The sequence below is a fragment of the Actinomadura roseirufa genome, from assembly GCF_900659635.1.
Lineage (GTDB): Bacteria > Actinomycetota > Actinomycetes > Streptosporangiales > Streptosporangiaceae > Spirillospora > Spirillospora roseirufa.
This window is the reverse complement of record NZ_CAACVB010000024.1, coordinates 40,604-58,513: the sequence shown is the minus strand read 5'-3', so window position 1 is coordinate 58,513 and position 17,910 is coordinate 40,604. Positions and strand designations below refer to the sequence as shown.

15 protein-coding genes are annotated in these 17,910 nt (G+C 73.9%); 9 read left to right on the top strand and 6 right to left on the bottom strand.

Features of this window, described 5'->3' with window-relative positions; all coding sequences use genetic code 11:
- Window positions 1–2,600: ATP-binding protein (locus E1291_RS08180; protein WP_242614018.1), on the bottom strand; the 2,600-nt coding region annotated here is incomplete at its 3' end.
- A gap of 166 nt (window positions 2,601–2,766) precedes the next feature.
- On the opposite strand from E1291_RS08180, the gene E1291_RS08175 reads away from it, so the two are divergent.
- Complete coding sequence (locus E1291_RS08175) at window positions 2,767–3,198, top strand: winged helix-turn-helix transcriptional regulator (protein WP_131737122.1); 432 nt, start codon at window positions 2,767–2,769, stop codon at window positions 3,196–3,198.
- Here E1291_RS08175 and E1291_RS08170 read toward each other — a convergent pair.
- Genes E1291_RS08170 through E1291_RS08160 form a run of 3 tightly spaced genes read right to left on the bottom strand, consistent with a single transcriptional unit; the run spans window position 3,195 to window position 5,499 of the window.
- Window positions 3,195–4,223: an ABC-2 membrane transporter-related protein gene (locus E1291_RS08170; RefSeq protein ID WP_131737121.1), complete on the bottom strand. Its 1,029-nt coding sequence runs from the start codon at window positions 4,221–4,223 to the stop codon at window positions 3,195–3,197. The genes E1291_RS08175 and E1291_RS08170 overlap by 4 nt on opposite strands.
- Entirely contained in the window at window positions 4,220–5,110 is an 891-nt protein-coding gene (locus tag E1291_RS08165) for an ABC transporter ATP-binding protein (protein ID WP_131737120.1), read from the bottom strand. Before E1291_RS08165 ends, E1291_RS08170 begins: the two co-directional genes overlap by 4 nt.
- Window positions 5,107–5,499, bottom strand: coding sequence for a GntR family transcriptional regulator (locus E1291_RS08160; RefSeq protein WP_165495016.1), 393 nt, complete (start codon window positions 5,497–5,499; stop codon window positions 5,107–5,109). The genes E1291_RS08165 and E1291_RS08160 overlap by 4 nt, the downstream gene beginning before the upstream one ends.
- Before the next feature lie 375 nt (window positions 5,500–5,874).
- Here E1291_RS08160 and E1291_RS08155 point away from each other — a divergent pair, with 375 nt between their 5' ends.
- The 6 genes from E1291_RS08155 to E1291_RS08130 all read left to right on the top strand — a co-directional run bounded on the left by E1291_RS08155 (window position 5,875) and on the right by E1291_RS08130 (window position 13,590).
- Window positions 5,875–6,924 carry a terpene synthase family protein gene (locus tag E1291_RS08155; protein WP_131737119.1) on the top strand — a complete coding sequence of 350 codons (1,050 nt, stop codon included), beginning with the start codon at window positions 5,875–5,877 and terminating at the stop codon, window positions 6,922–6,924.
- Between the two features lie 368 nt (window positions 6,925–7,292).
- Complete coding sequence (locus E1291_RS08150) at window positions 7,293–9,740, top strand: sensor histidine kinase (RefSeq protein WP_131737118.1); 2,448 nt, start codon at window positions 7,293–7,295, stop codon at window positions 9,738–9,740.
- 15 nt (window positions 9,741–9,755) lie between these two features.
- Complete coding sequence (locus E1291_RS08145; RefSeq protein ID WP_131737117.1) at window positions 9,756–10,301, top strand: helix-turn-helix domain-containing protein; 546 nt, start codon at window positions 9,756–9,758, stop codon at window positions 10,299–10,301.
- 46 nt (window positions 10,302–10,347) lie between these two features.
- On the top strand, window positions 10,348–11,304 hold the full coding sequence (gene deoC, locus E1291_RS08140) for a deoxyribose-phosphate aldolase (protein WP_131737116.1): 957 nt from the start codon (window positions 10,348–10,350) through the stop codon (window positions 11,302–11,304).
- A 2-nt stretch (window positions 11,305–11,306) separates the two neighbouring features.
- Window positions 11,307–12,737, top strand: coding sequence for an aldehyde dehydrogenase family protein (locus E1291_RS08135; protein ID WP_131737115.1), 1,431 nt, complete (start codon window positions 11,307–11,309; stop codon window positions 12,735–12,737).
- Entirely contained in the window at window positions 12,730–13,590 is an 861-nt protein-coding gene (locus E1291_RS08130) for an aldehyde dehydrogenase family protein (RefSeq protein WP_131737114.1), read from the top strand. The genes E1291_RS08135 and E1291_RS08130 overlap by 8 nt, the downstream gene beginning before the upstream one ends.
- Before the next feature lie 13 nt (window positions 13,591–13,603).
- On the opposite strand, the gene E1291_RS08125 is transcribed toward E1291_RS08130, so the two are convergent.
- Entirely contained in the window at window positions 13,604–14,743 is a 1,140-nt protein-coding gene (locus E1291_RS08125) for a hypothetical protein (protein ID WP_131737113.1), read from the bottom strand.
- A gap of 63 nt (window positions 14,744–14,806) precedes the next feature.
- On the opposite strand from E1291_RS08125, the gene E1291_RS08120 reads away from it, so the two are divergent.
- Together E1291_RS08120 and E1291_RS08115 are read left to right on the top strand one after the other, a co-directional pair.
- Window positions 14,807–15,064 (top strand): DUF2630 family protein, encoded by a 258-nt coding sequence (locus E1291_RS08120; RefSeq protein WP_131737112.1) that lies wholly within the window; start codon window positions 14,807–14,809, stop codon window positions 15,062–15,064.
- Window positions 15,061–16,008, top strand: a complete 948-nt coding sequence (locus tag E1291_RS08115) for an LLM class flavin-dependent oxidoreductase (protein ID WP_242614017.1) — start codon at window positions 15,061–15,063, stop codon at window positions 16,006–16,008. Before E1291_RS08120 ends, E1291_RS08115 begins: the two co-directional genes overlap by 4 nt.
- Window positions 16,009–16,101: 93 nt before the next feature.
- On the opposite strand, the gene argS is transcribed toward E1291_RS08115, so the two are convergent.
- On the bottom strand, window positions 16,102–17,847 hold the full coding sequence (gene argS, locus E1291_RS08110) for an arginine--tRNA ligase (protein ID WP_131737111.1): 1,746 nt from the start codon (window positions 17,845–17,847) through the stop codon (window positions 16,102–16,104).
- Between the last annotated feature and the right edge of the window lie 63 nt (window positions 17,848–17,910).

Sequence of the window (17,910 nt, the reverse complement as noted above, 5' to 3'; positions counted from 1 at the left end):
CGCAGCCGCTCCGCCGCCGCCTCGTGGTCGCCGCCGGCGAGCGCGGCCTCCGCGGCGCGGGACAGCGCGTGGGCCCGCTGGTAGCCGTTGCCGAGCGACTCCCACGCGGCGGCCGCCTCGTCCCAGGCGGCCAGGTCGAGGACGCCGCGGGCGCGGTCGGCCTCGGCCCGGAAGGTCAGCCGGTGCGCCCGCTGCAGCGGGCCGTGGACCGTGAGCTCGGCGGCGCGCTCGGTGAAGCGGCGCAGGTCGTCCGCCGCGGCCTCGCCCAGCTCCGCGCACGCCGTCGCGGCGGTGACCAGCACCGGCCAGGCGTAGCGGGCGTCGTCCGGGAGCCCGGACTGCTCGATCACGCCGCGCGCCGCGTCCAGCGCCTCGCGGGGGCGGCCCTGCGCGACCGCCAGGCTGGTCTGGAGCCGCAGCATGGTGAAGTAGTCCTGCGTCTTCAGCCACTTCACGTTGAGGCCCACGACCTGGGTGGCGCCGGCGAGCCGCTCGCTCGCGGTCGCGAAGTCGCCGCGGGCCAGCGCGATCTCGCCCGACAGGATGTACAGCGAGGTGCGGATCATCACGGCGGGATCCAGGTCCATGGCGTGGTCGAGGACGGCGTCCGCCTCGTCCCAGCGGCCGAGCGACACCAGCGGCTCGGCCTCGTTGATGCACAGGAACGCGCCGTGCGTGCGGGTGACGCCGAACTCGCGGGCCAGCTCCTTGCCGCGCCGGGCGACGTCGGCGGCCTCCGCGTGCCGCCCGGCGCCCTCCAGGAAGTGCGACTTGATGACCGCGAAGCGGAGCCTGATGCGGTGGTGACCGGTGCGCTGCGCGGTCCGCTCCACCTCGGCGAGGCGCGCGGCGTGGGTGTCGTAGTCGATGTCGGCGCAGAACAGCGCCATCAGCGCGTCCGCCTCCGTCACCGGGTCGGCCAGCTCGCGGGCGATCGCCAGTGACTCGCTCGCCGCCGCGCGGGCGACCTCGATGTCGCGGGTGAGGCGGATGTAGGTGGCGAGGGTGGCCAGCACCCGCGACAGCAGCGCGCTCGGCGGCGCGTCCCGCAGCACCTCCGCGGCGGCGCGCAGATCCTCCATGAAGCCGGGCCGCGTGGCCTGGTGGCACATCCGCCCGCGCAGCTCCAGCATGGCCGCGAGCCGGGCCCGGGACGCGGCGGTGTCCTCGCCGGCGGCCTCGATCTCGCGGATCCCGGCGGAGGCGAGCTTGATCCCCCGGTCGTACTCGCCGGCGAGGTCGGCGGCGGACGCGGCGCCCTCCAGGACCGCGATGAGGTCGGCGCCGATGCGCTCGGCCGCGTCGGGCACGCGGTCCCAAAGTTCCAGGACGCGCGACAGCATGGACAGGCACTCGGCATGGGCCAGCGCCTTGCGGGCGTCGGCGGCGGCGCGCCAGGACGCGACGAGCGCCCACGTCGCGTCGTGCGCGGCGTGCCAGTGGTGGCTCAGCTCGACCCACAGCCGCCCGGACGGGACGAGGGAGGGGTCGTCCTCCAGTGCCTCGGCGTATCGGGTGTGCAGTCGCGTGTACTCGCCGGGCAGCAGGTCGTCGTGGATCGCCTCGCGGATCAGGGCGTGCCGGAAGGCGTAGCCGTCGCCGTCCACGACCAGCACGTTCGCGGCGACGGCGGGCCGCAGCACGCGGGCCAGCGCGGCGTCGCCGAGACCGGAGACGGCGGCCAGCAGCGCGTGCTCGATGCGGGTGCCGCCGCCGCTGGCGTCGCGCAGCGCCTCCTGCGTCTCGTCGGGCAGCCGCTGGACGCCGGCGAGCAGCAGGTCGCGCAGCGACTCGGGCAGTTCGCACGCCAGCGTGCCGTCGTCGTCGAGGAGCGCCTCGACGAACAGCGGGTTGCCCTCGCTGCGGGCCGCGACCCGCTCGACGAGGCCGGGCGGGGGCGCGTACCCGAGCGTCTCGGTGACCAGGGCGGCGACGTCGGCGCGCGACAGCCGGGTCAGCTCCATCCGGCGGACGCGGTCGGCGCGTTCCAGCGTGCCCAGCATCGGCCGCAGCGGATGCGTGCGGTGCAGCTCGTCCGACCGGTAGGTCACCACGATCAGCACCGGGACCGCGCCGATGTTGCGGATCAGGAACGCGAGGAGGTCGCGGGTGGAACGGTCGGCCCAGTGGGCGTCCTCGATGACCAGGACGACGGGCCCGCCGTCGGCCAGCCGCTCCAGCACGGTCAGCACCACCTCGAACAGGCGGGCGCGCTCCTCGCCGGACGCCTCGTCGGTCTCCGGCTCGCCGAACTCGGGCAGCAGCCGGGCCAGGCCCCCGGTGTCGCCGCGCGGGACGAGCCCGGCGACGCCGCCGATGCCGAGATCACGGACGAGGTCGCGCAGCACGGTGGTGAACGGGGCGAACGGCAGGCCGTCGGAGCCGAGCTCCAGGCAGCCGCCGACGAGCACCCGGGGCGCCGGGCCGGGGCCGCCGGGCCCGCCGAGCGCGGTGGTGAACTCGCGGACCAGGCGCGTCTTGCCGAGCCCGGCCTCACCGCCGACCAGGACGGTCGCGGGAGCCGCGGCGAAGGCGTCGGCCAGGCGGGCCAGTTCGGCCGACCTGCCGACCAGGAGGGGACTCATCGCGCGGGCGCTCACGTCACCAGCATGCCAAACACCTCGGACAAACCCGTGCGAATTTCCTCCGGGGAGATCTCCCGGACCCTACGGGCCGGTAGCCGTGGGGAGGGGAGGACGCGTGCCTGCGGCTATCGTGACGCAACCGGGGGGATCCGTGTCCTGCGAGCGATGGGGGAAGGCGTCGATGCTCGGGAAGACCTACGAGAACGAGAACTGCTCGGCGGCGCGCGCGCTGGAGCTGATCGGGGAGCGCTGGAGCCTGCTCATCGTCCGCAACGCCCTGTACTCCGGGTGCACGCGGTTCTCCGAGTTCCAGCGCCGCCTCGGCATCGCGCCGAACATCCTCGCGACCCGCCTGGAGGGGTTCGTGAAGGCCGGGCTCATGGAGCCGGGTCCGGATCGCGAGTACGTCCTCACCGAGAAGGGGCGCGACCTCCAGCCCGTGGTCGTCGCCCTCACACGCTGGGGCGACCGCTGGGCCGCACCGGACGGCCCCCCGTATCACTACGAGCACGATTGCGGCGGCGACGTCCGGCAGACGCTGACCTGTGCGGCGTGCGGGGCCATAGCCGACGCCGCACAGGTGCGTGCCCTCCCCGGCCCTGGGCGTTCCTAGGAGACCCGGCGGCGGGTCCAGTAGAAGCAGAAAGCGGTCAGGGCGGCGGACAGGACCAGGAAGAGTCCGGTCTCGATCCACTGGAAGGGCCAGAACCGTCCCGCGGGCTGGAAGGTGAGCTTCTGCCGGTAGCCGAGCCGGGTGATCTCGGAGAAGCAGCGTTCCTTCGCGTTCGCCGCGTTCCCCGCCCGGGTCGGCGGCGCGCAGGCCCCCGTGGCCAGCGAGGACGGCAGCGAGCTCACGGCGCGCCCGGACGAGTCGATGGTCCGGCTGGAAAGTTCCCATATGCCGGGCTCCTGCTTCAGCCGTACCTTCACCTCGCGCCTGTCGGTGAACATCAGGCCCTCGATGTTCTCGGACGTCATCTTGGTGACGGTCACCTTCGCGGGGATGTAGTACGGGCGGATCCACGCCGGTACGGCGAGCTGGACGGCGACGAAGACGGCGAGGGTGACGGCCATCGCGGTCAGCGTCCGGCGCAGCAGCACCCCGGCGGTGACCCCGAGCACGAACCCGAACATGGCGTAGCCCAGTGGGACGATGCCACGGGAATCGAACATCAGCGGCGTCATCCGGGGGAACTGCTCGGCGCCCGCCTTCTCCAGGGGCCCGGCCCACCAGCTCAGCATGAGCCCGGCCAGGGCGCCCGAGACCGTCGCGGTGAGCCCGACCAGGCCCAGCTTGACCACGAGCCAGCGGGTGCGGGTGATGGTCTGGTTCCACACGAGCCGGTGCGTGCCGGTCTCCAGCTCGCGGGTGATGAGGGGCGCGCCCCAGAACAGGCCGATGGCGCCCGGGAGGCACATCAGCGCGGCGACGAGCGTCTGGTAAAGGGCCTGGTGGTCGTCGAAGAACTGGCGGGTGAACACGGCGCAGTCGCCGCCCGCCTCGCAGGCGGCGATGCCGCGGTCGTAGTCGTCGGCCATGCCCGGGCCGGTGAGGGCCAGCAGCGCGGCGAGCGCGACGAGGGCGCCGCCCATGATCGCGGCCTGGACGCGGAACTGCCGCAGGGTGAGCCAGATCATCGCAGGGCCTCCAGGGCGGGACGGGCGCCGGCGCCGCCGGACCGGCTCATGTAGGCGAGGACGAGGTCCTCCAGGGAGATCCGCCCGACCGTCCACGAGGGGTCGTGCAGCGGCCCGTCCGAGCGGACGATCAGGCTGGTCTGCCGGTCGGTGTGGCTCTCGGTCAGAACGTGCTGGTCCGCGGGGAGCCGGGACGGGTCGCGCCGGGGCCCGGTCAGCCGGTGGTGGGAGGCGAGCAGCTCGTCGACGTCCCCGGCCACCTGGACGCGGGAGTCCACGAGCACGATCAGGTAGTCGCAGGTGCGCTCCAGGTCGGAGACCAGGTGCGAGGACAGCACGACGCTGAGCCGCTGCTCGACGGCGGCCTCCATGAGGGCCTGCATGAACTCGCGCCGGGCGAGCGGGTCGAGGGCCGCGACGGGCTCGTCCAGGATCAGCAGCTCGGGCCGCTTGGCGATGCCCACGGTCAGCGCGAGCTGGGCGCGCTGCCCGCCCGACAGCCGCCCGGCGCGGCGGCGCGGGTCCAGGCCGAGGGTCGCGATCCTGTCCCGGGCGAGCGCGTCGTCCCAGGACGGGTTGAGGCGCGCGCCGAGCTTCAGGTGCTCGGCCACGGTGAGGCCGGAGTAGGTGGGGGTGTCCTGGGCGACGTAGCCGACCCGGGCGAGCTGGGCCGGGCTCTCGGCGGGCTGTGCGCCGAGCACCTCGATGCTGCCCGCCGTCGGCGCCATCTGGCCGCTGGCGAGGTTGAGCAGGGTGGTCTTCCCGGCACCGTTCGGGCCGACCAGCCCGACGACCCGTCCCGCCGGGACGTCCAGGGTGCAGTCCGACAACGCCCAGTGCTTCCGGTACCGCTTGCCCAGTCCCCGGGCCCGCAAGACGGCGGTCATGCTATTTCCTCCTCGGCCTCGGCCCGAAAGGTGGTCAGGAAGAGGGCCTCGATGCTCTCCTCGTCCAGCCCGGCGCGGCGCGCCTTGGCCAGCCATCGCCGCAGGTCCAGGCGGAGCGGCCCGAGTGCGGCGAGCGAGGCGTCGGCCAGTGTCCGGGTCACGAACGTCCCGACGCCGGGACGGGCCGCCACCAGGCCCTCGTGCTCCAGCTCCCGGTACGCCTTGAGCACCGTGTTCGGGTTGATCGCGAGCTGTGCGACGACGTCCTTGACCGTTGGGAGCTGGTCTCCCTCGCGCAGCATGTCCAGCCGCAGGGCGTGCCGGACCTGCCGGACGAGCTGCATGTACGGCGACACCCCCGACTGGGGGTCGAGATGGAACTCGATCAACGTGCCTCCCTCAGGGCGCTGTCCCCGGCCCTTATCTGATTTATCTAGGTTCCTAGTATTTTAGACTCCTAGACAGACAGACTGTCAAACGATCCGGCCGGGATCGCCCGCCGCGTAGGGGATGCTGGGTCGCGCTCCACCCCGGCGCGGTCGAGCGCGCAGGGGCGCGCCGGGCCGGAAGCGCTTACCGTCCCGACCGAAAGCCTCACCGTGGGCGATCTTGTCTGGGTTTGGTCGTATATGTAGCGTTTGATACCAAGAGCGATGGTCCTGTATGGCTTGCATCCTGTACGGGATGGTGTGGCCGTCTAGGCGATGTGCGTTCCTGATGCCCCGATCGTCGATCGATTCGGAACACGCCGACCGAGGAGTGACGTGGACGTCGAGGAAGCCGGTGGGGCGCCCCGCGCGGCGGGAGCGGACGCTCTCGCGCGGGGTGCGGCGGCGCCGGGCGCGCGGCAGGTCGTACGGGAGGTCGCACGGGAGGTCGAGCGCGACCTGCGGGCGTGCGCGGCGGCGCGTCCCGCGCTGTTCCCCGCCGGGCCGATGGGTCCGGTCGCGTCACGGCTCGCCGAGGCCATCGCCTTCGGTGCCCTCGGGTACACCGCGGCCGAACTGCGTCCGGCGGCCCGCGCCTCGCTGTGGATCTTCGGTCTGGACTACCGGATCGACACGCTGGCCACCCGCGCCACGGAGGTCGGCGGGATCGTGGACCGGTGCCTGCGCGTCGCCGCCGGGGCTCCCGCCGTGACGGCCGCGCCCTCCTCCCCGTCCGGAGCCTCGTCCGGGCCCTCGGCCGCCTCGGCGGGGGAGGACGAGCTGGCGGCCATGCTGGCGGAGCTGCGCGGGGATCTGGCGGACGCTCCGGCGTTCGCCGAATACGGGCCCGTCTGGCGCGAGGAACTGCAGCGGATGCTCCAGGCGATGGCCCGTGAATGGACCTGGAAACAATGCCTGGGCATCGGCCTTCCGGGCGAGGGACGGGAAGAGGCTCCGGCGCGGAGATTCGCGGAGGTGGAGCCGGGCGTCCCCGCGACCCTTGAGGAGTACCTCGCCAACGCCGACAATTTCGGATCGGCGTGGGTGAACGTCTGCCATTGGATCTCCTGCGGCGATCCGCGCGTGCTGGAGAACCTCGATGGGCTGCGGGCCGCGAGCCGGGTCGTCCAGGCGACGTTGCGGCTGCTCAACGACCTCGTGTCCCGCGGCCGGGAGGCCGACTGGGGGGATCTGAACGCGCTGACGCTCGGCGTCTCCGAAACGGCGGTCCGCGCGCGCGTCCGGGAACTGGCGGGGGAGGTCGAACGGCTCCTGCGCCCGCTGGAGGCGGGCTGCCCGCGAGGCGCGGCCTACCTGCGCCAGCAACTGGCGTTCAGCATGGACTTCTATGGTGTCCGTGGAGAGGACTACTGGGGCGAGCGCTGACGCCGGGCTCGGCCGCCGCCGGAATGCCGGGGTATATATCCCTTTTCTGCCTTTTGTCCGACTCCTTGGGGATGATGGGGAAAATCTGGTGACGTCCGATGTGCCGGAAGCTGAACGGCGGGCATCGCGGCGGCGGAGATCTGGCTCACATCTGCGCGTCCCCGATGCCTGGTCCGCACCCCGCCGCCGTGATCCGCGCGGCCATGTCCGAGACCAAGCGGGGGATTCGGTGAATTCGCGAAAAGCTCGTTGCTAGGGTCTTCGGGTGCGAACAGTGGCCTGACGGGCCATCCGACGGCCGGAGAGTGGCGCCGGACCCGGATGCCCGCGGCTTCGCAACCCCCCGAAGATCGTCTGAGGACTCGTCGATGCGTCTGCGCAGATCGCCCGCCCGCCGGGATCGTCCCCGTAACATCCGACTGCGCTCGCGGATCGTGTTCATGCTGGGCTCACTGGTGGCGCTCTGGGTCTTCGCGGCGTGGGTCACCACGCAAGAGGGCTACACCCTGCTGCAGACCGGCAAGCGCGACTCCACCGCGGGCCGTCCCACCAAGACCCTGATCAACCAGCTGCAGGACGAGCGGCGCATCTCCCTGGTGTACCTCGGCGGCAGGCGGCACGGCGCCGACGGCACGAGCCTGCGCGAGCAGCGGGCGCGCACCGACCGGACCGTCGCGCAGTGGCGGCGGTCGGCGCACAAGGCGCCCGGCGACAAGATCAAGCGATACGTCCGCGCCACCACCCGGCAGCTGGAGGGGCTCGCCTCGGTGCGCGCGTCGATCGACGCCGGGACGATCGCCCGCGACGCCGCCGCGGGCTCCTACAACGACACGATCGACGCGGCCTTCCTGATCACCACCGCGACCGCCGAGGTGGACGACGCCGGCATCGCCGCCGACGCCCGCTCGCTCATCGCGCTGACCCGCTCCCGGGAGATGCTGGCCCGCGAGGACGCCGAACTGTCCGGCGTGCTCGCCGAGGGACGTTTCGGCCCGGGGGACCTGACCAGGTTCGCGCAGTCGGTCGCCTTGCGGAACGCCGCGGAGAAGGAGACCGTCCCCCAGCTTCCCGACTCCGACCGCGGCCGCGTGGAGGCCCTCCAGCGAGGGACGGACTACGCCGCCCTCCAGGCGGCGGAGAAGCGGGCGCTGCAGCCCCGCCCGCAGGGCCGGCCCACGCTGACCGCGCCGCAGTGGCAGGCCACGACCCAGCCGCTGATGTCGCAGCTCGACCACATGATCGACCTCGGTGGTGACGAGGTGCTGGAGCGCGCGAAGCCGCTCGGCTACATCCTGCTGCTCAAGTGGCTCGGCGCGGCCCTGCTCGGCGCGATCGCGGTGAGCGCGTCGGTCGCGCTCGCCATCACCAGCGCCCGCCAGCTCCTGCAGCAGCTCAACCGGCTGCGCGACGCGGCCCAGAACCTGGCCGAGCAGCGGCTTCCGCTGGTCATGGACCGCCTCACCGCCGGTGACTCGGTGGACCTCGCGGTGGAGGCGCCGCCGCTGGAGTTCGGCACCGACGAGATCGGCCAGGTGGGCCGGGCGTTCAACGCCGTCCAGCACGCGGCGGTCACCGCCGCGGCGGGGCAGGCCGCCCAGCGCGAGGCGACCCGCCGCATCCTGCTGCACCTCGGCCAGCGCAACCGGGTGCTGCTGGGCCGCCAGATCAAGCTGATCGACACGATGGAGAAGCGCGAGGACCTCGACCTCGCCCAGCTGAAGGAACTGTTCACGCTGGACCAGCTGACCGTCCAGGGGCAGCGCTACGTCAACAACCTGGTGCTGCTGGCGGGCGGCCTGACCACGCACGGCGCCCGCCGCCCGATGCCCATGATCGACGTGGTGCGCGCCGCGATCGGCCAGGTCGAGAGCTACCAGCGGGTCCGGATCAGCCACGTGGGCAACGACCACCTGGTCGGGTACGCGGTCGAGGACGTGGTCAGCCTGCTCGCCGAGCTGATCGACAACGCGGTCACCTACTCGCCGCACAGCGTGGACGTCGAGAGCCAGGTCACCGCCAGCGGGATCGCGGTCACCATCGACGACCGCGGCCTCGGCATCGAGGACGCGGAACTGGACCGGATCAACGCCTTCCTCGCCGCGCCGCCGGAGTTCCTGGACTCGGCCTTCGACGACGCCCCGCAGCTCGGCCACTTCGTGGTCGCCACCCGCGCCCGCAAGCACGACCTGACGGTCACGCTGCGGCGCAGCGCGTGGGGAGGGGTCACCGCCGTCGTGCTGATCCCCGCCAAGCTGTTCGTCGACCCGGGCTCCGAGCCCCGCGACGTCACCCGGCAGAGCTCGACCGGCACGGGCGGGACGCCGGCGCCGGTCGCCGCGTCCGCCGAGGCCGGGGTCCCGGCGCCGGCGGGCAACCTGGCGCTGCTGCACCGGGACCGCCCCGCCGCGCGGACGCTGACCTCGGTGCCCACCTCCGTGCCCGAGCCCGCGCGGGTCTCGGGCACCTCGCCCGTCCCGATGCCGGTCACCGCCCAGTCCGGCCGGGGGGACGAGCCGGCCGGGGAGATCGCGCCCGAGCCGGCCGCCGAGCCCGCCGAGACGCCCGGCGGGCTGCCCATCCGCAAGCCGCAGGAGAGCCTCGTGGAGGCCCTGCGCACCAGCGAGCCGGTGATCGAGCAGGACCCCGAGCCGAGCGAGGGGCGCTCGCCGGAGGAGGTCAAGCGGATCATGGGCTCCTACCAGGCGGGCACCCAGCGGGCGCGGCTGGACGCCATCGCGCAGGAGGACCCGCCCGCCCCCGCCGCCCCGTCCGACGAGCCCGGGGACGCGCCGCCGTCCGGCGGCACCGACCGGTAGCCGGCGGGCCCTCCGGTGCCGAGCGACCGAGGGCCCGAGTCCCGCCCCGGAGACCACCGGGGCGGGCCGGGCGGCTCGATCCTGCGTCCCTACATGACCCGGCGGCCCGGCCCGGAGCCGGCCGGGCACCGCTTCGACCTGGCGGACATGGTGGTCGCCACCGCGCCCTGGACGGCGGCGCGCGCCGAGATCAAGGAGTACGTGACGATCGTCGACGGCGCGCGCACCGTCCGGCCGCGCGCGTTCGGCCTGGAGGCCGAGCACCTGGACGTGCTGCGCTGGTGCCAGGAGCCGCGGACCGTCGCCGAGATCGCCGCGCGGTTCGGCCGGGAGCGGCCCGCGTCCGCGCCGCTCACCGGCGAGGACGCCCTGTTCGCCGCGGAGGTGGACGGTCCCCGCGAGCTGCCCCTCGGGGACGTCCGCGCCCTGCTCGGGGACCTGGCCGACAAGGGCCTGGTCAGGCGGCTCGACGGCCCCGACCTGCGCGACCCGCGCCTGTACGCGGTGCTCCTGGAGGGCCTGCGCGACCTCGGCGGACCGGACGGCCGCGGCACGTCCTGAGCCCGGCGCCATCGCGCCGTCCGGCCGTGAGGTTCCGTTTGTGCCGATGGGGGACTTGCGTGATGCTGGGGGCGTGTCAACGGAGACTCACACCAGCGCCGCCGAGCTGCGCGCGTTCCTGCACGGGCTTCCGGGCGTCGACCGGGTCGGCGCCGCGGAGCGGGCGGACCGGCTGGCCGGCCGCTCGGTGAAGGCGGCGGCGAAGGCCGAGGCCATCGATCTGGCGATCTCCATGGTGGACCTGACCACCCTGGAGGGCGCCGACACGGCCGGGAAGGTGCGGGCGCTGTGCGCCAAGGCCGCCCGGCCCGACCCGTCGGACGCCTCGGTGCCGCGGGTGGCGGCGGTGTGCGTGTACCCCGACCTCGCGGGCGTCGCCGTCCGGGCGCTGGCCGGGACGGGCGTCGCCGTCGCGAGCGTCGCCACCGCGTTCCCGTCCGGGCGGGCGCCGCTGGAGGCCCGGCTGGCCGACACCCGCGCCGCCGTCGCGGCGGGCGCCACGGAGATCGACATGGTGATCGACCGGGGCGCGTTCCTGGCCGGCGACTACCTGAAGGTGTTCGAGGACATCGCCGCCGTCCGGGACGCCTGCGGCCCCGCGCACCTCAAGGTGATCCTGGAGACCGGCGAGCTCGCCACCCTCGACAACGTGCGCCGCGCCTCGTGGCTGGCGATGCGCGCGGGAGCGGACTTCATCAAGACCTCCACGGGGAAGATCCCGGTGGCCGCGACGCTCCCGGTGACGCTGGTGATGCTGGAGGCCGTGCGCGACTACCGCGCCGCGACCGGCCGCCAGGTCGGGGTGAAGCCCGCCGGGGGGATCAAGACCACCAAGGACGCCATCCGGTACCTCGTGCTGGTGAACGAGACCGCCGGCCCCGACTGGCTCTCGCCCGCCCGGTTCCGGCTGGGCGCCTCCAGCGTGCTGAACGACCTGCTGATGCAGCGCCGCAAGCTCACCACCGGCGTGTACTCCGGGCCCGACTACTTCACGGTGGACTGATCATGGTTTTCGAGTACGCGCCCGCGCCCGAGTCCGCCTCGATCGTCGACATCCGGCCGTCCTACGGGCTGTTCGTCGGGGGCGAGTTCGTCGACGGGCACGGCGAGCCGTTCAAGACCGTCAACCCCGCCGACGAGACCGCGCTGGCCGAGATCGCCCGCGCGGACGCCGCCGACGTCGACCGGGCGGTCCGCGCCGCCCGCACCGCGTTCGAGAAGGTGTGGGGGCCGATGCCGGGCGCCGAGCGCGCCAAGTACCTGTACCGGATCGCGCGGCTGATCCAGGAGCGCGCCCGCGAGCTGGCGGTGCTGGAGTCGATCGACAACGGCAAGCCGATCCGGGAGTCGCGGGACGTGGACGTGCCGCTCGTCGCGGCGCACTTCTTCTACCACGCCGGGTGGGCGGACAAGCTGGAGCACGCCGGGTTCGGGCCGGACCCGCGGCCGCTCGGCGTGGCGGGCCAGGTGATCCCGTGGAACTTCCCGCTGCTGATGCTGGCCTGGAAGATCGCGCCGGCGCTCGCCTGCGGCAACACGGTGGTGCTGAAGCCGGCCGAGACGACGCCGCTGACCGCGCTGCTGTTCGCCGACATCTGCCGGCAGGCCGACCTGCCGCCCGGCGTCGTCAACATCGTCACCGGCGCGGGCGAGACCGGCCGGGCGCTGGTCGAGCACGACGGCGTCGACAAGGTCGCCTTCACCGGCTCCACCGCCGTCGGCCGGGGCATCGCGCGGAGCGTCGCGGGCACCCGCAAGCGGCTGACGCTGGAGCTCGGCGGCAAGGCCGCCAACATCGTGTACGCCGACGCGGCCCTGGACCAGGCCGTCGAGGGCATCGTCAACGGCATCTTCTTCAACCAGGGGCACGTGTGCTGCGCCGGGTCGCGGCTGCTCGTCCAGGAACCGGTCGCCGAGGAGCTGGTGGAGCGGCTGAAGACGCGGATGGGCACGCTCCGGGTGGGCGACCCGCTGGACAAGAACACCGACATCGGCGCGATCAACTCCGCCGCGCAGCTCGCCAGGATCGGCGAGCTGGCGCGGGCGGGGGAGGACGAGGGCGCCGAGCGCTGGTCGCCGCCGTGCGAGCTGCCCGGCCGGGGCTTCTGGTTCGCGCCGACGCTGTTCACCGGCGTCGCGCAGTCGCACCGCATCGCCCAGGAGGAGATCTTCGGGCCGGTCCTGTCGGTGCTGACGTTCCGGACCCCCGAGGAGGCCGTCGCCAAGGCCAACAACACCCCCTACGGCCTGTCCGCCGGGATCTGGACGGAGAAGGGCTCGCAGATCCTCTGGACGGCGCAGCGGCTCCGGGCCGGGGTGGTGTGGGCCAACACCTTCAACAAGTTCGATCCGGCCTCCCCCTTCGGCGGCTACAAGGAATCGGGGTTCGGCCGGGAGGGCGGACGCCACGGACTGGAGGGCTACCTCGATGCCTGACGCGACCCGGCTGACCGTCCGCAAGACCTACAAGCTGTTCATCGGCGGAGCGTTCCCCCGCTCGGAGTCTGGCAGGTCCTACGTGGTCGACGACGCCAAGGGCGGCTTCCTGGCCAACGCGTCCCGCGCGTCGCGCAAGGACGTCCGCGACGCCGTCACGGCGGCCCGCAAGGCGTTCCCCGGCTGGTCCGCGCGGACCGCCTACAACCGCGGCCAGATCCTCTACCGTGTCGCCGAGATGCTCGAAGGCCGCCGCGACCAGTTCGTCGGCGAGCTGCGCGACCTCGGTCTCGGCAAGGCCGCCGCGGGCACCGCCGTGGACGGCGCCGTCGACCGGTGGGTCTGGTACGCCGGATGGGCCGACAAGCTCGCCGCGGTCGCCGGGTCCGCGAACCCCGTCGCGGGGCCGTTCTTCAACTTCTCCACGCCCGAGCCCACCGGGACGGTCGGCGTCATCGCCCCCGACGACCCGCTGCTCGGCCTGGTCTCGGTGGTGGCGCCCGCGATCGTGTCCGGCAACACCGCCGTCGTCGTGGCGGCCGAGCGGGCGCCGCTGCCCGCCATCACCCTCGCCGAGGTCCTGGCCACCTCCGACCTTCCGGGCGGCGTCGTCAACATTCTCACCGGGTCGCGCGCCGAGCTCGCGCCCTGGCTGGCCTCCCACATGGACGTCAACGCGCTCGACCTCGCCGGGGCCGCCGCCGAGGACGTCGCGGCGCTGGAGGAGGCCGCCGCGGGCAACCTCAAGCGCGTCCTGCGGCCCGGCGCGCAGGACTGGGCGCGGACCCCCGGCACGGGGCGGATGACGGCGTTCCTGGAGACCAAGACGGTGTGGCATCCGGTGGGCGTCTGAACGCCGTGACCGCTTACCGTGTGTAGAGCGTCACCAAACGTGGAATAGATCTCCCCGTAAAGCTGATCATCACTGGGGGGAGATCAGTGCCTATCAAGACCGCATCGCGTACGGCGTCGAGCCGAGGCACGGCCAGTCGTACGAAGAGCACAGCAGCGAAGAAGTCCACGGCCGCCAAGAAACCCGCCGCCAAGCGGACGTCGTCCGCGCGGTCGGCCTCGTCGCGGAGCACGTCCGCGCGCGCGTCGTCGAGCCGCACCGGGACCCGGACCACCACCGCGCGCAAGAGCACCACCGCGGCGCGCAGGCCGGCGGCGGGCTCGGCGCGGACGAGCGCCGCGTCCAGCCGGACGTCGACGACGGCGGCGACCCGCGTCACCAAGGCCGCGAGCCAGGCCAAGGCCGCCGCGACGCAGATGAAGTCGGTGGCGACCAAGGCGTCCACCTCGGCCAAGGCCATGACGGCGATGACCAAGGCGATGACGACCGCGACCAAGGCGATGACCGACGCCGCCAAGGCGATGGACGCCGCCGCGAAGGTCATCACGACCACGGCCAAGGCCGCGAAGTCCTCGACGGCGCGGACCGGTACGGCCCGCACCGGGACGCGCGCGACGACGGCGCGCGGCACGACGGCGCGCAAGACCACGGGGACGCGGAGCACCGCAGCCAAGTCCGGCACGACCCGCAGGACGTCGACGTCGGCGGCGAGCCGCACCAGGTCGGCGGCCTCGGCGCGGACCGGCGCGGCCAAGAGCACCACGGCGCGCAGGACCGCGTCCGGGACGCGGTCGGCGAGCACCGCGCGCAAGACGCCGGCGGCCAAACCGAAGGCGTCCGCCGCGCGCGGGTCCACCGCGCGGAGCGGCACGGCCAAGGCGGGCACGGCACGGTCGTCGGCGGCCCGGTCGGGCACGGCGCGCAAGTCCACCGCCAGTGCCCGGACGGGCGCGGCCAAGCCGAAGGCGGCCGCGACCCGCGCCCGGTCCTCGGCTCCGGCCCGCCGCTCGGCGACCTCGCCCGCCGCACCGGCGCCGATGGTCGAGCCGAAGACCGACAGCGGGCTCCAGCACTCGACGAGCAGCGACGGCGGGTTCCTGAGCGGCCTGACGAGCGGCTCCGACCGGGGCCGCTGAGCACCGGCGCCCGGCACCGGGCCCCTGCCCGCCCGCGGGAGGGGGCTCCGCCGGAGACCGGCCACGGACGGGGGGAGCCGATGGACGAGAAGGAGATCCTGGCGCGCATCGACGATTACGTCGGCGAGGAGCAGCGGCTCCGCGAGCGGTACCAGCGGGGCGAGCTCGGACGGGACGAGGAGCACCGGCGGCTGGAGCGGCTTGAGGTCGCGCTTGACCAGTGCTGGGACCTGCTCCGCCGCCGCAGGGCCCGGCTGGAGGCGGGTCTCGCGGAGGGCGAGGGGAGCGACGACACGGCGGTCCGGCCGCCGGACGAGGTCGAAGGCTACCTGCAGTGACGGCCGCCGGCCGGTCCGGGCCGCTGCGGTTCGGGCTGTCCCTGATGCCGGACGCGTCCGCCCCGCTGGTCCGCATCGCGCAGGACGCGGACCGGTACGGGCTCGACCTGCTCGGCCTGCGCGACCATCCGTTCCACCGCGGCACCGCCGACACGCCGACGCTGATGGCGACGATGCTGGCGGCCACGTCCCGGATCCGGGTGCTGCCGGCGGTGGCGTGCCTGCCGCTGCGGCCGCCCGCCCTGCTGGCCAAGGCCGTCGCCACCATGGACCGCGACAGCGGCGGCCGGGTCGCGCTCGGCCTCGGCGCCGGGTCGTTCTGGGACGGTGTGGAGGCCTACGGCGGTGCGCGGCTCGACGCGGCGCGGGCGCGCCGCGCGCTGGAGGAGGCGGTGCAGGTCATCCGGCTGCACTGGAGCGACCAGCACGGTCTGCGCTTCCAGGGGGAGCACTACCGGTTCGCCGCCGCGCAGGCCGGCCCGGCGCCGGCCGGCCAGATCGCGATCTGGCTCGGCGTGACGGGGCCGTGGGGCCTGGACCTGGCCGGCCGTGTCGCCGACGGGTGGATCGCGCCGTCCTCGCTCGTCCCGCCCAAGCGGCTGGCGGACGGGCAGCGCCGGATCGACGACGCCTGCGCCGCGGCCGGGCGCGACCCGGCCGAGATCCGGCGCGTGTACGTGCTGGAGGGCGTCATCGACACCGGCGGGTCCCAGGGGTTCCTGCACGGCCCGCCCCGGCAGTGGATCTACGAGCTGACGGAGCTGGCCGTGGGCCATCGCGTCGACACGTTCCTGTTCGGCGGCCATCCCGACCAGCTGGCGCCGTTCGCGCTGGAGATCGTCCCGGCGGTCCGCGAGCAGGTCGCCCGCGAGCGCGGCGCGCCCGGCGTGACCGGCCGGGCGGGCGGCGCGGCGACCCGGCCGCCGCAGCACCGCCCCGTCTGAGCGCCCGGCTGAGCACCCTTCTGAGCGCCCGGCGCCGCCCTCCCGTCCGACGGTTCCGCCCGCCGCGCCGTGTCCGGCCGCCGGCGGGCGCCGCTACATGCGTTCGGGCGTGGGGACGCCGAGCAGGTCGAGGCCGGTGACCAGGGTGCGCAGCGTCACCGCGCACAGCGCGAGCCGGGACGCCCGGGTCGCGGCGTCCGGGGCCTTCAGCACGGGGCAGTTCTCGTAGAACGTCGTGTAGGCGTCGGCGACCGCGTAGACGTAGCCGGCGAGCCGGTGCGGCTCGGCGCTCTCGCCGACCTGCTCCAGGACGGGCCCGAAGTCCAGCAGCCGCAGCGCCAGGGCGCGCTCGGCGGGGTCGGTGAGCGTGATCGGCCCGGTCGTCTCGTCCGGCGCGAGCCCGCCCTTGCGGAAGATCGACCGGATCCGCGCCGCGGCGTACTGCAGGTACGGGCCGGTCTTGCCGTGGAACGAGGTCATCCGGTCGACGTCGAAGACGTACTCGCTGCCGAGGGCCACCGACAGGTCGGCGTACTTCACCGCGCCGACGCCGACGGCCTCGACGATCGCGGCGCGGGAGGCCGCGTCGAACGGCTCGTCGTGCTTGATCTCGTCGAACGCCGCGCCGGCCCGCTCGACGGCCTCGTCGATCAGCTCGGAGAGCTTGACGGTGCCGCCCGCCCGGGTGCGCAGGATCTTGCCGTCGGTACCGAGGACGTTGCCGATCTGGGCATGCTCGGCCTCGACCTCCTCGCCGAGCCAGCCGGCCATCCGGGCGACGGCGAAGACCATCTGGAAGTGCAGCGCCTGCGGCGCGCCCACCACGTAGATCATCCGGTCGACGTGGTCGGTGTCGACCCGGTACCGGATGGTGGCCAGGTCGGTGGTGGAGTAGTTGTAGCCGCCGTCGCTCTTGCGGATGATCACCGGCAGCGGGTCGCCCTCGCGGCCGGTGAAGCCGGGCGGGAACGCGCACAGCGCCCCGTCGCTGACGACCGCGATGCCCTTGTCCTCCAGCTCCTGGACGGTCGGCGCCAGCAGGTCGTTGTAGAAGCTCTCGCCCCGGATGTCGTCGTCGGTCAGCGTGACGCCGAGCCGCCCGTACACCGAGTTGAAGTAGCGCTTGGACACCTCGACGAGGACCCGCCACAGCCGCAGTGTCTCGGCGTCGCCGGCCTGCAGCGCCACGACCCGCCGCCGCGACCGGTCGGCGAAGCCCTCGTCGCCGTCGAACTTGGCCCGCGCGGCCTGGTAGAACGCGGTCAGGTCGCTGACGGAGGCGTCGTCGCGGGCGGCGGCCTCCTCGCCGAGGTCGAGCAGGTGCTCGATGAGCATCCCGAACGGGGTGCCCCAGTCGCCCACGTGGTTGTCGCGGATCACGTCGTGGCCGAGGAACACCAGGATCCGGGCGATGGCGTCGCCGACGATCGTGGTGCGCAGGTGCCCGACGTGCATCTCCTTGGCGACGTTGGGCGAGGAGTACTCGACGACCACGGTCCGCGGCCGCTCGGTCCTCGGGACGCCGAGCCGCGCGTCCTCCAGGGCCCGCTGCGCCTGCGCGGCGATCCACCCGTCGTCCAGCGTCAGGTTGATGAAGCCCGGCCCGCTGACCTGGACGTCGCCGATGAGGCCCGCGGTGTCCAGGTGGGCGACGATCGCGTCCGCCACCTCGCGCGGCGGGCGGCCGAGGCGCTTGGCCAGCGGCAGGGCCACGTTGGCCTGGAGGTCGGCGAACTGCGAGGGCCGGATGACGGGGTCGGCGCCGGCGTAGGACGGCCCGAACGCGGCGGTGAGCGCGTCCTGGACCCGGGCGGCGAGTACGGCTTGCGGAGCGGGCATGGGTCAAGGTTATCGGCGTGCGGCGATTGCGCCGGAACCTTTACCGGACCGCCGAACCCTCTG